The following is a 13,797-nucleotide window of genomic DNA, read 5'->3' as shown; positions in this document are numbered from 1 at the left end:
CCCTAGCTCACAGCAACCGCAGAGAACCGGGGGCGAGGACTCGTCAATCCACCTGGGGGTCAAGGGGTCGCAGGTTCAAATCCTGTCAGCCCGACCGCATCAGGCCCGGGATTCCAACGGAATCCCGGGCCTGAAGGGTTTCTGAGACTTGATCCATCCATCACTTTCCCATCACTTTGAGTGCTCCGGCGCAGGTGAGTCCTCCCCCGTGCCTCGGTTGCTACGGGTTGAATCGGGTCCCGTCGGGTTGAGCAGGGTGCTGTCTCGACACGGGATCCGTGCTTCTGGTGATCTGCGGTACGCAGTCACCGCCACGCGGGGCGGTGAGGTGCGATGAGGGCGCGGATTCCTGCGGGGACGTTCGGTGACGTCTACGTCGCCCAGACCAGCCCGTCCTCGTGGCGCTCCAGGACCCGGTTTCGGGACCAGGACGGCATGCTGCGTCTCGTGGAGGCCAGTGGTCCGACCGCGAGGGCGGCGGAGCAGGCGTTGAAGGTCAAGCTCGCCCACCGCACGCGGATGGCTGGTGTCGGTGAGCTGCACCCCCACAGCCCGTTCCCCGACCTGGTCCGCGTCTGGCTGGAAGACCTCGACCTGGACCCGGACCTCGCCCAGGGCACCAAGGACCTGTACGAACGGGACATGCGCACCCTGGTGTTGCCGGTGTTCGAGCATTTCGTGCTGCGGGAGATCACGATCAGCAAGGTCGACCGGTTCCTGCGCACCCTCGCGAAACAGTCCTACGCCCGGGCCAAGCATGCCAAGGTCGTCCTGAACCTCGCCCTGGGTATGGCGCACCGGTACGAGGCGATCGAGAAGAATCCCGTGACCGGCACGAAACGCCTCAAGCGGCCAGCCACCCAGGCCACCGCCCTGACCCTGGAGCAAATCCAGGCCATCCGGATCGCGGCCCGGACCTGGCGCCGCGGAGACGCGAAGGTGCCTGGCCCTAAGCCGGACGGGCAGCTGGAGGTCATCATCGAGGTCATGCTCGGCTCCTCCCTGCGGATCGGGGAGGTCCTCGCGCTGCGTAAGTGCGATATCGACCTGACCACCACCCCCGCAACCCTGCGGGTGGCGGGCACGATCGTGTCCCCGAGAGGCAAGCCGACCTACTGGCAACCCCACCCCAAGACTCGTACGTCGGTGCGGCGGATCGCGATCCCGTCCTACACCGCCACCGCCCTCAGGGACCACATGGTCGACCTCGCCGGCCACGAGCCCGGGACGCTCGTGTTCCGGACCAGGAACGGGACACCGTTGACGACGAACAACATCCGCCGCCGCCTGCGCGACGTCCTGGCCACCGCGGGCATCACCGGGGTGACGCCGCACTCGTTCCGGCGCACCGTCGCGACCACGATCGAACGCGCCGCCGGCGCCGACCTCGCAGCCCAACTCCTCGGCCACACCAGCTCGGAGATCACGGTCAAGCACTACATCGAACCCAACACGAGCATCGACACCCGCACCGCCACCATCCTCGAAACACTCACACCCACCGCCCCGGCATCGCAAGCTTCGGGCACACCATCCACCGCCAAGATCTCAGGCGACGCAATCAGAACATAGCCAGACCTGTCAGCAGCGCGGCGCCTCGAAGATCGAGTTCCGCCTCTCACCGCGGTGACACCATTGGAGCGCGGTGCGGATAGAGATGCCGGTCGACCATTTATGGTTAGTTCCGGGCAGTAGGCACGACCGTGCCGAATGATTTTCCGGGTTGCTGCCTCCGAAAGGCCCTCTCCTCGTCAGGGAGACGGCCTTTCGTGTGGCCTCCAGCTCGCGTGCGACACCGGACTCGCCGCGGCTCGCACGGGTGCTTCACATCTAGGGCGCGTGCCCCTAGCCGCCGACTGAGGCCAGCGAGAGCGGACATGGCCACGGACGGGAGCCCGCTGCCAACGCGCGCAGCGGGTGCCGTCTGCACGTTCAGGATTCGGCGAACTCGCCCGAGCCACGGGTGGGCTCTTGCTCCTCGACTCAGCACCCAATGGAAAGCACACCCTGCTGGATCGTCACTCATGCTAGCGTCGCGCACGCGGAACCGCAGGTCAGACCATGCCACGGCCGGTGCCAGGCAGGAGCACGCCACCGATCGACGACACTCCTATCGACGCACCGGTGTCACCTATCTGCGCAGCAGTCCCGCTGAGGTCGAATGGCACCGGTTCTACGGCCGCAGACTGACCGCGACCGTCACTCTCTCTCTTCGGGTGACGGGTCAGGGATCTCTCCCGGGCGGTAGCGCGGTAGGCGGCTCGCCGGAAGGATCGCCGTCGCACTGATGCCCGCGAGGACGAGCAAGAGGCAGCGCTCGGTACCCTGCATCTCGCGGAGGCGATCGACCTCGCCGACCGCGTCATGGTGGTCAACCCTGGCGGATACATCGGGAGTCCACGCGACGCGAGCGACGAGCTCGGGGACCACGTCCGGCTCATTCCATCCCGTCTGGCCGCCACGACAACGCCGCCGGTCCGTCCAGGCCGACGTCGATGCCGAGGACCGCACCGTCGACCTCTCCCGGGTCGGGAAGTCCCACGCTCGCCGTCGTGACCACGAGCATTCCCGCCGCAAGGGCGAGTGCGGTGGGCCGGCGTGCGGGGAGCGGCACGCTCTCGATCAGGCGGCCCTGCGCCGAGTAGCGGTCCACCCGCGCCCCGTCCCAGACGGCGACCCAGAGCGCGCCCTCGTCGTCGATCGCCATGCCGTCCGGGTTGCCGTCCGGGACCGTGACGACGTGCCGCCGTCCGCCGAGCCTCCCGTCCTGGGCGACGTCGAACGCTTCCACGCTGCGGTTCGGCAGGGTGTCGATGTAGTACAGCGTGCGACCGTCCGCGGAGAACGCGAGGCCGTTCGAGACCGTCACCCCGGCGAGCCGCTCAACCACTCGACCATCGGCCTCCAGGCTGTAGAGACCGCACCGCGGCGTCCGCGACAGGGACTGGGTACCGGCCCAGAACCGGCCGCCGGGGTCACAACCGCCGTCGTTCATGAACGCCCAGCCGGGCGCGGCCGTCGCGTCGACCGCCGTGACGGTGCCGTCCCGGGCCACCCGCCAGAAACCCTGGTCGGCCGCAACGACCCAGCCGGACGACGGCCCCTGGGTCTTCCCCGGGGGCGCCTCGGACCTGGCGGGTGCCACCGGGGCGGCGCAGCCGATCCGGGACCCGACCACTACCGAGGGACCCGGGACGAGCCCCGCCCGTCCGAGCTCCCCGCGGTGCAGTCGGCCTGTGGCCATGTCGACCCAGATCAGCTCGCCGGCGTGCGCGTCCCACCGTGGCGACTCTCCCTGGACGTAACGCTCGGCGCACAGGATCTCGACCTCCCGGCGGCTCACGTTCCCGCTCCTGACCGCTCCATGACCGCACCCCTCACTGCACGCCCGCCTGTTCGGTGGTAATGGAACCCAATATATGGCACCCTAACTCATAATATGCATGCCGCATGCCACGAGTGACAGACGTCGAAAAGAGGACCCATGGCCCCGCGCCTCCACGGCCTGATGCCCATCCTGGCCACGCCGTTCGACGAGTCCGGGAGCCTCGACCGGGCCGGGTTGCGCCGTCTGGTCGAGTTCGAGCTCGCGGCGGACGTCGACGGCCTTGCCGTCTTCGGCATGGCCAGCGAGGGGTTCGCACTGACCGCCGCGGAACGGCGGGTCGTCCTGGGCGACGTGGTCGAGCTGGTCGCCGGGCAGGTGCCGGTCGTCGCGGGCGTCAACGGCACCTCGACGGTCAACGCCGTCGAGCAGGCCCGCGAGGCGGAGGCGGGCGGTGCCGACGCGCTCATGGTCCTGCCCCCCTTCATGGTCCGCCCGCCCGCCTCGACCCTCGTGGACTTCTACGGGAACATCGGGGCGTCCACCGGCCTCCCCGTGATGATCCAGGACGCGCCGGGAGTCACCGGGGTGGCGATGTCGCCCGCCCTGATCGCCGAGCTCAGCCGCGTGGAGCACGTGCACGCCGTCAAGATCGAGTCGCCGCCCACCACGCCCAAGGTCGGCCAGGTCGTCGACGCCGTCGCGAACACCGAGTTCGCGGTGCTCGGCGGCCAGAACGCCCAGTTCTGCCTCGAGGAGCACGCCGCCGGCGCGGTGGGGACCATGCCGGCGTGCGAGTTCCCCGACCTGCTCGGCCCGGTGCTCCGCCGTTTCGGCGCCGGAGAGGTCGAGCGTGCTCGGGCGGAGTTCCGCCAGATCCTCCCGCTCGTGCTCCTCGGCCTCCAGCCCGGGATCGCCTGGGCTGTGCACAAGGAAGTCCTCGTCGCGCGCGGCATCATCGAGCGGGCCACCGTCCGCTACCCGGCCGCTCCGCTCGACGCGACGAGCCGGGCCGCGTTGCGAGTCGTGCTCGACGAGCTGCGGCTGACCGGACAGGCTGCCCCTGTCGACGCCGTCGAGGCGGCCGACGCCTTCAAGGCGGCCGACGCCGTCGAGGCGAGCGCATGAGCGGCCGGGGCGTGCTCCTGGTCGGTGGCAACTCCGAGATCGCCGTAGCGGTCGCCGAGCAGTTCGCGGACCAGGGGGACGCCGTCGTCGGCGTCGGTCTCGCGCCGTGGGAACCCGACGGGGGCGACGTCTACCGCGGGTTCCTGGTGGCGGACTGCGCCGACCCCGCGCAGGCCGAGCGGGCCGTCGCGGACGCCGCCGAGATCCTGGGCCGGCTCGACGTGGTCGTGCTCGCCGCCGCGCAGATGCCGGTCGCCTCGGCCGTCGACACGAGCGACCTGCAGTGGCGTGGCGCGCTCGGGGCCACGCTGGACTCGGCCTTCTTCGTCGCGCGCGCCGCGCTGCCCCGGCTCGGTGCCGGCTCGTCGATCGTCGCCATCACCTCCGTCAACGCCGCCCTCGCGGCCCCCGGCCTGCCCGCGTACGCGGCCGCGAAGGCCGGGGTCGAGGGCCTCGTCCGGCAGCTCGCGCTCGAGTACGGGCCGCGTGGCATCCGCGTCAACACCGTGGAGCCGGGCTCGATCGCGTCCCACGACACGGGCGAGAGCGAGGGGTACCCGTTGGGCCGCATCGGCCGCCCGCACGAGGTCGCCTCGGTCGTCACGTTCCTGGCCTCGGACGGCGCGTCCTTCGTGACTGGCGCCACGATCCCTGTCGACGGCGGGCTCTCGATGTCGTCCCCGGCGGCCTGGCTCAAGCCGGCGCTGCGCGAGCGCTGGCTCTGAACCGCGGCCGCCGGGAGATACGCGGCCGCCGGGAGAACCGCGGCCGCCCGGGGCATCATGCCCCGGGCGGCCGCACCTCTCAGCACACCAGCACGGGTCAGCCCACCGGCACGAACTTGACCACGTTCGTGCGCAGGAAGTTCTTCCCCGTCGCCGCCGGGTTGGTCAGGGTGACGAACCCGCCGGTCCCGGACGCGAACGTGTGGGTACCCAGGGAGACCCATCGAGAGCCACCGGCGGTCTGGTCGTACTCCGTCGTTGCGGTCCCGTCCGCCGACGTCACCGCGTACCGGGCCACCGGTGTCCCGTTCGTGTTGGTCGGCATCCAGGCGTAGACCTCGTACTCCCCCGCCTGGTCGAGCTGGGGCCGCCACTGCGCGGACGCGGTCCCGGCGCTGCTGGTCCGGGTCGGCGTGGCCAGCCACCCCGGGACGCTCGACGGCGTCCACGTCCCGGTCTCGGTGTACCCGGTGTCCGCGACCCCGATGATGCTCATCGACAGCGGGGTCACGGTCGTCGTGGCCGGTGCCGACTCGTTGCCGACCAGGTCGAGCGTCCGCACCTCGATCGTGTGCGCCACGTCGTTCGCCAGGTCCTTGACCTCGTAGCCGAGCGGCCGGTTCGTCTCGTCATTGATGTTCCCGACCGGCAGGCTACCGTTCTGGAGCTCCCCGTCGACGTAGACGTTGTAGCCACCGAGGTCGAGCTCGGTGTTCTGGTCCCAGTAGAGCACCGCCCGGCCGTTCGCGGCCTCCGCGACCAGGCCCGACGCCGGCGCGGGCGCCAGGTTGTCGGCGGGGGCCACGGCCGGCTTCGCGGCGGACGGCGAGGACTCGTTACCGAGCCGGTCGACGGCGGTCACCGTGATGTCGTAGGTCTGGCCGGCGAGCAGCTCGTGGAGCCGGAACAGGTTCCGGCGCACCGGCTGCCAGGTCAGCCGCTGCCCGTCGAGGTAGACGTGGTAGCCCACGACGTCCGCCCCGGTCACCGGGGTCCAGGTCGCGGTGAACCACGCGTCGCCGTTCGCCGGCGTCGTCGTGACGTCGACGGCGAGGCCGCCCGGCGTCGTCGGCGCACCCGCCTCCTGCGGTGCGGGCACGAACTTGACGGCGTCGACGCGCATCTGCCCGGGTGTGCCGGTCTGCCCGTACTCCACCGAGCCGCCCGACCCGGCGTTGAAGGCGAAGTTGCCCAGCCGCAGCCAACCGGCCGCCGGTGTCGTGTCCGTGACCTCGACGCTCGCCGTGCCGCCGGCGTGCGTGACCGAGAAGGCCGACGTCTCCGGCATGTTCGCGTCACGAGGCGGGACCCAGGCATAGACGTCGTAGCGTCCCGCCGTGAGCGTGGGCGCCCAGCGCGCCTTGGCGGTCGACGGGCTCGCGTAGCGCGTGGTGGACCCCCGCCAGCCGGTGACCGCCGTGGACGTGGCCCAGGTACCCACCTCCGAGTAGCCCGGCGAGCCGTGATCCACGACGGTCGACGGGACGAACTTCACGGCGTCGGCCCGCAGGATGCCCGCCCCCGCGGCGTCACCCGTGACGGAGACCCGCTGCCCGGCGCCCGGCGTCATCGAGTAGGCCCCCAGGCTCACCCACTGCTGGCCCGCGGTCGTCTGGTCCACTGTCACCGCGGTGCTTCCGCCGTCGTGCTGCACGGTGTAGCGCGCCGCCGTGTGGCCCGTGTCGAGCAGGTTGGGGTTCCACGCGTAGACCTCGTAGCTGCCAGCGGCCGGGAGGGTCGGCGTCCAGCTCGCCGTCGCCCCGCTCGCGCTGCTCGCCCGCACCACCTTGTCCTGCGCCCCGAACGCGACCTGGCGCCCGTCGGTGACCTCGTAGCTCCACGTGCCGGTCTCGGCGTACCCCGCGTCGCCGTTGTCCACCATCGCCGATGCCGCCGACCGGTCGTTCCCGTTCTCCACCGGGGCGAAGTAGCGGAAATGGTCCCACGTGGTCTCGGCCGGCAGGTTGCCGGTCTCGACGCCGTCGGTGTAGCCGAGCGTCGTGAGCCACACGTTCTGGATGCCGTGCGGGCCGGCCTTGTCCAGCGTGTACTTCAGCACGCCATCCGTGTAGAAGCGCACCTCCGTGGGCGTCCACTCGAAGCCGTACGTGTGATACGCGGCCGAGCTGTCGGCCTGGGTCACCAGGTTGCCCTGGTTGCCGACGTGGCCCGGCATGAACCAGTGCGAGTGGTAAGCGAGCTTGTCGGGGGCGTGCGAGTCGACCTCGAAGCCGTCGATCTCGTTGATCCGGTTGTGCGGCCCCGTGTAGCCCGGCACGTCGGGGATGTAGGCGGAGAGCCCCGTGGTCCAGAACGCCGAGTGGAACCCCCGCTCGCCCCACAGCTTCGCGCGCACCTCGTAGTACCCGTACCCGAACCAGCGCTTCGAGACGACGCCGCCGCAGCTCGTGACGATGTCACCGTACGGCTCGTCGAGCTCGTCGAAGGCGATGTGCAGCAGCCCGTCGTCGACGGTGACGTTCTCCGGCTGGTTCGTGCAGATGGCCTTGTCGCCCTCCCGGTAGAACCATTCGCTCTCGTCGAGGCCGGTGCCCTCCGGGGTGACCCCGTCGAACTCGTCCGCCCAGGCAGGCTCGTAGCCCGGAGGCACCAGAGAGGGGGCGCGCTCGGCGGCCGCCTGGACCGGAGACGCCGCTAGGGCCGGCTGCCCGGGCCGGCCGGCGGCCGGGCCGGCCAGGCCGAGCGAGGTGAGGGTGAGCACGGCCACGACGGCCACGAGTGCCGGTCGGGGGCGGGGTACGAGCCAGTTCGTCGTCACGGGTCTGCCTCCTTGCAGGGGTCCGGATGTCGATGGTTCCGTCCAGCGGCCGGGAGAGCGGCCGCCGGGCGTTGTGCCGCGGCTGCTACGCGTTGGCGTCGAGCAGGTCCTGCACTTCCTGCTTCAGGTCGTTCAGCCCGGCCTGCACCTCGGTCTGGCCGGCGAGGATCCGCGCGATGCCGGCGCCGATCGCCGTGTCCACCTGAGCGGTGACCGCGACCTTGTCCCAGGCGGCACCGCGCGCGTGCTCGGAGATCTCGGTCCGGAACTCGGTCTGGAACCGGTCCTTGGCCAGCGCCGGGATCTGGTCCGCCACCGACTGCGCCGCGGGCGCCACGGCCGACCCCTCGTAGAGCGCGGTCCCCGCGGCGACGTTCGTCGCCGCGTACTTGATGAACTCGCGGCTGGTGAGCTCGCCCTCGCCGGCGGTCGCGAACAGACCGCCGCCCCAGCCGCGGTTGTACGACTCGTTGCCGCCGGTCGTCGGGCGCGCGATCGCCGCGATGTTGTCGACGATGTCCTGGGTGCCGCCGTTCGTCGTGACGAAGGTCGCGGCGAGCGGGGCGTCGTCGTACAGCGCGGCCCGGCCGGTGGCGAACAAGATGCGCGCGTCGGTCCGGGCCACGTTCGGCTGGATCAGCCCGGCATCCAGCAGCGACACGAACCAGGTGACCGCCGCGACGCTCTCGGCGTCGCCGATGGTGCACTCGAGGCCGTCGGTGACCACCTCGCTGCCGAACCCCCACATCCAGTGCACGATGTCCTTGAGGTCGGGGTTCTTGGTCACCGCCGCGTACGGGATCACGCTCTTGTCCTGCGCCTTGATGCCCTCGAGCGCCGTGGCGAAGTCCTCGACGGACATCCCGGACGCGATGCCGGCGTCGCGGGCGATCTCGCCATTGGCGACGATGCCGACGCCCGACGCCGTGAGCGGCAGCACGTAGAGCTTGCCGTCGAGGGTGTAGGAGTCGAGCACGCCCTGCGGGATGCCGAGCCCCTCCGCGAGGTCGGTGAGGTCGGCCAGCACCCCCATCGGGGAGAGCACCTGCCATGGACCCGCCTGCCCCACCCCCATGAGCTTGCCCGAGCTGCCCGTCAGGGCGAGCTGGGTGGCGGCCTGGTCGTACGGGTAGACGACCGGCTCGATCGTGACGCCGGCCTCCCCCGCGAAGCCGTCGACGACGGACTGCCACGCCTCCTTCTGCGCGTCCTCCCCCAGGGAGTTCCCGTAGAAGTTGATCGTCTTGGCCGCCGTCGCGCCCTTCGCCGACGCCGCCGGGGCCGGCGTCGTCGGGGCGCAGCCGGCCAGGGCGAGCATGCCGAAGGCGGCCGCCGCGGTGCTGCCGCCGAGGAATACGCGACGCGAGATGGTCGCGGACGTGATTGCCATGAACTGCTCCTTCGTGGGGGATGCGGGGATGGAATTGATGGGAGGTGGGCTAACCCTTGACGGCCCCGGAAGCGAGGCCGGACACGAAGTACCGCTGGAGGAGGATGAAGATGACCGCGAGCGGCAGCGACGTGATCAGGGACGCCGCCATGAGCGATGGCCAGTCGGCGGTGCCCTCGTGGATGAACGCCTGGGTGAGCCCGGCCGGAAGCGTCTGCTTGTCGGGCCCCGCCAGCGTGAGCGCGAAGAGCAGGTCGCTCCAGCCGCGCATGAACGCGAACATGGCCGCCGTGATGAGGCCGGGGACCACCAGAGGGAAGACGATCCGGAACACCGTCGCCGTCCGGGACAGCCCGTCGACCTTCGCCGCCTCGAGGATCTCGTCCGGGAGGGCGTCCATGATCCCCTTGAGCAGGAACACCGTGAGGGGAAGGGTGAACGTCGTGAACGCGACGATCAGCGCCGTGTAGGTGTAGAGCAGGCCGGTCGAGCTCAGCATCAGGTACAGGGAGATCAGCAGGAGCGCCCCGGGGATGAGCTGCCCCACGAGGAACATGAACATGATCGCGTTGCGCCCGCGGTAGCGGAACTTCGACAGCGAGTACGCCATCAGCCCACCAACCAGCACCGACACCACGGCGGTGCCCGTCGACACGACGATGCTGTTGAGCAGGCTGTCAAGCAGCGCGTCGTTGCGGAAGAACCCGACCAGGTTGTCGAGCGTGGGATCGACGGGGAAGAGCGGCCGGTCCGGGGCGAAGACGTCCTCGCGCTTCATCAGGGCGGTCGCCGTGAGCCAGTAGATCGGCAGGAGCCCGAACAGGACGAGCACGAACAGCAGGAAACGACCAGGGATCGACAGGCTAGGGTTGACGATCCCCTCGCCGATGTCGCGTGCGCCGCTCATGACCTCTCCAATCGACGGTTGAGCAGCAGGTAGCCGCCGGTGACGAACGCGAGGAGCACGAGCCAGAGGACGCCCATGGCGGACGCCTGCCCGAGCTCGTAGCTGCCGAAGGCGAGCTGATAGAGGCTCACGGCGAGCGTCGTCGTCGAGTCGCCGGGGCCGCCGCCCGTCATGACGAAGACGGTGTCGAAGTTGCCGAAGTTGTAGATGAACTCCAGCACCGCCACGAGGGTCACCGGGCCGAGCAGGTGCGGCAGCGAGACGAAGCGGAAGCGCTGGAACCGGGTGGCGCCGTCGATGGTCGCCGCCTCGAGCTGCTCGCCCGGCAGCGTCTGGAGCACCGCGAGCGCCACGACCATGATCCAGGGGAAGGAGTTCCAGGTCTTGGCGATCACTACTGCCGCCATCGCGCCGACGGGGTCGCCCAGCAGGCTGAGCCCCGGGAGCCCGAGCAGCGACAGCACGTGGTCGACGACGCCGTAGCTGTCGTTGAAGATCCAGGCCCAGAGGAAGGACACGACCACGCCGGGGAGCAGCCACGGCAGCATGAGGAGGCCGCGCAGCACGTTCCGGCCCCGGATGCGCGAGTTGAGCAGCATCGCGAGGGTGACGCCGAGGATCACGGGGAAGATCGTGGCCAGCGCGGCGAAGGTGAGCGTCGTGCCGACGTGCTCCACGAACTCGCCCCACACCGTCGCATAGTTGCCGACGCCGACGAAGTTGCGCTCGGGCCGCAGCAGGGACTGGTCGTAGAGGCTCGTGCCCAGGCTGGACAGGAGCGGGTAGATGGCGATCACGAGGAAGACCAGCACGGCGGGCAGCGCGATCATGAACCCGAAGAGGCTGTCCCTGGCGCTGAGTGTCGTCCGCCTCGTGGTGCCGCCCGTCGTCCCGGGCGCGGGAGTGCCCGCCGCCGGTGGGTGGCTCGGTCGTGACCCCCCGGGCTCCCGGAGGGTCTCCGTACGTCGTTGTAGCGGTGCGTGCCCTAGCATGCCGCCAGTGAACCATATTGCGGATTGGAAATCTACAAATTGCATGACGAACCCATAATTCGATTGCTGGGTCCCAGGCCCGTGGCTACGATGGCGGCAAGACAGCGCATGCAGCGGACCCAGCCACAAGAAGGAGCACGATGACATCGGAGTCGGTGGGAGGCACCCAGACCGTCGAGCGGGCCATGTCGTTGCTCGCCTGCTTCACCGAGGAGAGCGGGGAGCTGCGCGTGTCGGAGCTCTGCGCGATGACGGGGCTGGGCCAGTCCACGGTGTCCCGGATGATGTCGTCGCTCGACCGCATGCGGTTCGTCGTCCAGGACGAGCGCACGGGCCTCTACAGGCTCGGCCCGGCGGCGGTGTCGCTCGGCACGATCGCGCTCAACGGGTCCCCGGTGTTCAAGGCGGCCCGGCAGATCACCCAGAACCTGGCCCACGCGGTGGGGCTGGGGGCGAACGTCGCCGAGCTCGACGGCTTCTCGCTCTACTACCTCTGCAACTTCGAGGGTGAGCGGGCGCCCAAGACCTTCTCGATGGCGGGCCGTTCCGGCCCGCTGCACGCGACCGGTCTGGGCAAGGCGCTGCTCTCCGGGATGCCGCCAGAGCGGGTGGACGAGTACTTCGCGACCCCCCGGCAGCGGTTCACCCCGCACACCATCGTGGACCGGGACGCCATGGGCGCCGCGCTCGACGAGGTCAGGAGCCGCGGCTACGCGACAGAGGTCGAGGAGCTCGCGTTCGGCCGGGCCTGCATCGCCGCTCCGATCCGCAGCCGGGCCGGCGAGATCGTCGCCGCGCTGTCGGTGAGCGGCCCGCTGTCGGTGCTCGACCTCGACGCCCCGCAGGAGCTGGCCCTGCGCGCCATCGAGGCCGCGGACGAGATCTCGGTGGCGCTGGGTTACAGCCCCTCCCACAACGCCGCGGCCTTCGTCACCCCCTGACCCCTTCGTCGATGGAGACACCCGTGCGGATCGCCCGCGTCCAGACGTTCCCGTTGTTCCTGAGCAAGGAGGAAGCGGACAACTCCTATGCGGGCGACTCCGCGATCGCGCACCGCGGCTACATGATCAAACCTCCGTGGCGCAGCCTCTACTCCCCCGGCTACGAGACGCTCCTGGTCAAGGTCGAGACCGACGACGGGCTCATGGGCTGGGGTGAGGCGCTCGCCCCGGTCGCGCCCGAAGTCGTGGCGGCGATCGTCGACCACCTGCTCACTCCGCTGATTATCGGCGAGGACCCGCGGGCCGTGCGTGTGCTCTGGCACCGCATGACCGAGTCCATGAGAGAACGCGGGCATCTCCAGGGCCACCAGGCCGACGCCATGGCCGCCGTCGACATCGCGCTCTGGGACCTCTGGGGCCGGGCCACCGGCCTGTCGGTCTCGGAGCTGGCCGGCGGGCGGTTCGCCGAGACACTGCCGGCTTACGTCTCAGGCATCCGCGGCACGGACGACGGCGAACGGGCCGAGGGAGCCGTCAAGCTCGCCGACGCCGGGGTGCGTCGCATCAAGCTGCACCTCGGCACCGACATCGCCACGGACCTCGCGACGTTCGACGCCGTCCGCGCCGCGCACCCCGACCTCCACCTGGCGCTCGACGCCCACTGGACGTACCGGCTCGGTGAGGCCCGCGCCCTCGGGCGGGAGCTCGACGAACGGCGTGCCTGGTTCTTCGAGGCGCCACTGGCCCCCGAGGACGTCGAGGGCCACCGCGACATCGCCGCCGCCATCAGCACACCTGTCGCGGTCGGGGAGGCGATGCGGAGCCGCTTCGAGTTCGCCGACTGGCTCCAGCGCCGCGCTGCCGGCGTGATCCAGCCCGACATCGGCCGTACCGGCATCACCGAGGGGCTCGCGATCGCGGCGCTCGGCAACGCCTTCCACGCACCCGTCGCGCCGCACCACTCGGCTGCGTTCGGCGTCGCCATGGCGGCCGGCGTGCACGTCGCCGCGGCGTCCCCGGCACTCCTCGCGTTCGAGTACCAGCCCGTGACACTGCCGGTGGCGAACCGCATCCTGACCACGCCCCTGGAGGTCACCCCGGACGGCTCGTTCGTGGTGCCGCGACAGCCGGGACTCGGCGTCGAGGTTGACGAGGACGTGGTCCGGGAGTTCGTGCGGCACCCCCGACTCTGACGTGTCACCAGATGAGTACCGTCCCTGAGCGTCCTCAGGCGGCGAAGAGCAGGAAGAGCCCCGCCCAGGTACTTTTCATGCCCTTGGCGGCAACGCTCAGGATCCTGACCGATCGCGATTCACGGCCGGGTCGCCGAACTATGCTGAGCCCGAGCGAGGGGAACTATCCGCGTGACGGCAAGCGTTTCAGGACAGGACCGGCTCAACCATGAGTGGGCGGCTCACCGGCCCGCCGTCTTCGGCGCGGCATACCGTTTGCTGGGGAGCGTGGCCGACGGGCAAGTCGGGCCGGGGAATACGCCAGAGCAGATGTTATTCCGATCTCGCGAGCCTCAGCACCCACAGAAAGCACACCCTGCTGGATCGTCGCCGAGCCTAGCGTCGCCCACGCACAACCGCAGGCCAGAGCGTGCCGCG

10 protein-coding genes are annotated in these 13,797 nt (G+C 70.3%); 5 read left to right on the top strand and 5 right to left on the bottom strand.

Translation table 11 applies throughout. The features are described 5' to 3' along the window. Positions 1 to 435: 435 nt before the first annotated feature. Complete coding sequence (locus AB0I29_RS05440; protein ID WP_357478954.1) at positions 436 to 1,572, top strand: site-specific integrase; 1,137 nt, start codon at positions 436 to 438, stop codon at positions 1,570 to 1,572. Between the two features lie 865 nt (positions 1,573 to 2,437). On the opposite strand, the gene AB0I29_RS05435 is transcribed toward AB0I29_RS05440, so the two are convergent. After that, positions 2,438 to 3,343, bottom strand: coding sequence for an SMP-30/gluconolactonase/LRE family protein (locus AB0I29_RS05435; protein ID WP_357478951.1), 906 nt, complete (start codon positions 3,341 to 3,343; stop codon positions 2,438 to 2,440). A 141-nt stretch (positions 3,344 to 3,484) separates the two neighbouring features. Here AB0I29_RS05435 and AB0I29_RS05430 point away from each other — a divergent pair, with 141 nt between their 5' ends. Then, on the top strand, positions 3,485 to 4,453 hold the full coding sequence (locus tag AB0I29_RS05430) for a dihydrodipicolinate synthase family protein (RefSeq protein ID WP_285106377.1): 969 nt from the start codon (positions 3,485 to 3,487) through the stop codon (positions 4,451 to 4,453). Continuing rightward, positions 4,450 to 5,178: an SDR family oxidoreductase gene (locus AB0I29_RS05425; protein WP_285106379.1), complete on the top strand. Its 729-nt coding sequence runs from the start codon at positions 4,450 to 4,452 to the stop codon at positions 5,176 to 5,178. Before AB0I29_RS05430 ends, AB0I29_RS05425 begins: the two co-directional genes overlap by 4 nt. Positions 5,179 to 5,275: 97 nt before the next feature. Here the strand turns inward: AB0I29_RS05425 and AB0I29_RS05420 are convergent, their stop codons facing one another. The 4 genes from AB0I29_RS05420 to AB0I29_RS05405 form a co-directional block, all read right to left on the bottom strand. Beyond that, positions 5,276 to 7,957: a family 16 glycosylhydrolase gene (locus tag AB0I29_RS05420; RefSeq protein ID WP_357478947.1), complete on the bottom strand. Its 2,682-nt coding sequence runs from the start codon at positions 7,955 to 7,957 to the stop codon at positions 5,276 to 5,278. A gap of 85 nt (positions 7,958 to 8,042) precedes the next feature. Further along, complete coding sequence (locus AB0I29_RS05415) at positions 8,043 to 9,347, bottom strand: extracellular solute-binding protein (protein WP_357478945.1); 1,305 nt, start codon at positions 9,345 to 9,347, stop codon at positions 8,043 to 8,045. A 49-nt stretch (positions 9,348 to 9,396) separates the two neighbouring features. After that, positions 9,397 to 10,254: a carbohydrate ABC transporter permease gene (locus AB0I29_RS05410; RefSeq protein WP_357478942.1), complete on the bottom strand. Its 858-nt coding sequence runs from the start codon at positions 10,252 to 10,254 to the stop codon at positions 9,397 to 9,399. Next, complete coding sequence (locus AB0I29_RS05405) at positions 10,251 to 11,084, bottom strand: sugar ABC transporter permease (protein ID WP_285106386.1); 834 nt, start codon at positions 11,082 to 11,084, stop codon at positions 10,251 to 10,253. The genes AB0I29_RS05410 and AB0I29_RS05405 overlap by 4 nt, the downstream gene beginning before the upstream one ends. A 302-nt stretch (positions 11,085 to 11,386) precedes the next feature. On the opposite strand from AB0I29_RS05405, the gene AB0I29_RS05400 reads away from it, so the two are divergent. Both AB0I29_RS05400 and AB0I29_RS05395 read left to right on the top strand, forming a co-directional pair. Further along, positions 11,387 to 12,187 carry an IclR family transcriptional regulator gene (locus AB0I29_RS05400; RefSeq protein WP_357478938.1) on the top strand — a complete coding sequence of 267 codons (801 nt, stop codon included), beginning with the start codon at positions 11,387 to 11,389 and terminating at the stop codon, positions 12,185 to 12,187. Between the two features lie 11 nt (positions 12,188 to 12,198). Continuing rightward, positions 12,199 to 13,380 (top strand): mandelate racemase/muconate lactonizing enzyme family protein, encoded by a 1,182-nt coding sequence (locus AB0I29_RS05395; protein ID WP_357478935.1) that lies wholly within the window; start codon positions 12,199 to 12,201, stop codon positions 13,378 to 13,380. Positions 13,381 to 13,797: the final 417 nt, after the last annotated feature.

The sequence above is a fragment of the Promicromonospora sp. NPDC050262 genome (assembly GCF_040655935.1).
Classification (GTDB): Bacteria; Actinomycetota; Actinomycetes; order Actinomycetales; family Cellulomonadaceae; genus Promicromonospora.
Note: the sequence above shows the minus strand (reverse complement) of the source record. Positions and strands in the feature narration are given on the sequence as shown.

Excerpts from the sequence above, each read along its gene's own strand:
- AB0I29_RS05440 (WP_357478954.1), top strand. The coding sequence starts at position 436 with ATGCTGCGTCTCGTGGAGGCCAGTGGTCCGACCGCGAGGGCGGCGGAG.
- AB0I29_RS05430 (WP_285106377.1), top strand. The coding sequence starts at position 3,485 with ATGGCCCCGCGCCTCCACGGCCTGATGCCCATCCTGGCCACGCCGTTC.
- AB0I29_RS05405 (WP_285106386.1), bottom strand. The coding sequence starts at position 11,084 with ATGATCGCGCTGCCCGCCGTGCTGGTCTTCCTCGTGATCGCCATCTAC.
- AB0I29_RS05415 (WP_357478945.1), bottom strand. The coding sequence starts at position 9,347 with ATGGCAATCACGTCCGCGACCATCTCGCGTCGCGTATTCCTCGGCGGC.
- AB0I29_RS05410 (WP_357478942.1), bottom strand. The coding sequence starts at position 10,254 with ATGAGCGGCGCACGCGACATCGGCGAGGGGATCGTCAACCCTAGCCTG.
- AB0I29_RS05400 (WP_357478938.1), top strand. The coding sequence starts at position 11,387 with ATGACATCGGAGTCGGTGGGAGGCACCCAGACCGTCGAGCGGGCCATG.
- AB0I29_RS05395 (WP_357478935.1), top strand. The coding sequence starts at position 12,199 with ATGGAGACACCCGTGCGGATCGCCCGCGTCCAGACGTTCCCGTTGTTC.
- AB0I29_RS05425 (WP_285106379.1), top strand. The coding sequence starts at position 4,450 with ATGAGCGGCCGGGGCGTGCTCCTGGTCGGTGGCAACTCCGAGATCGCC.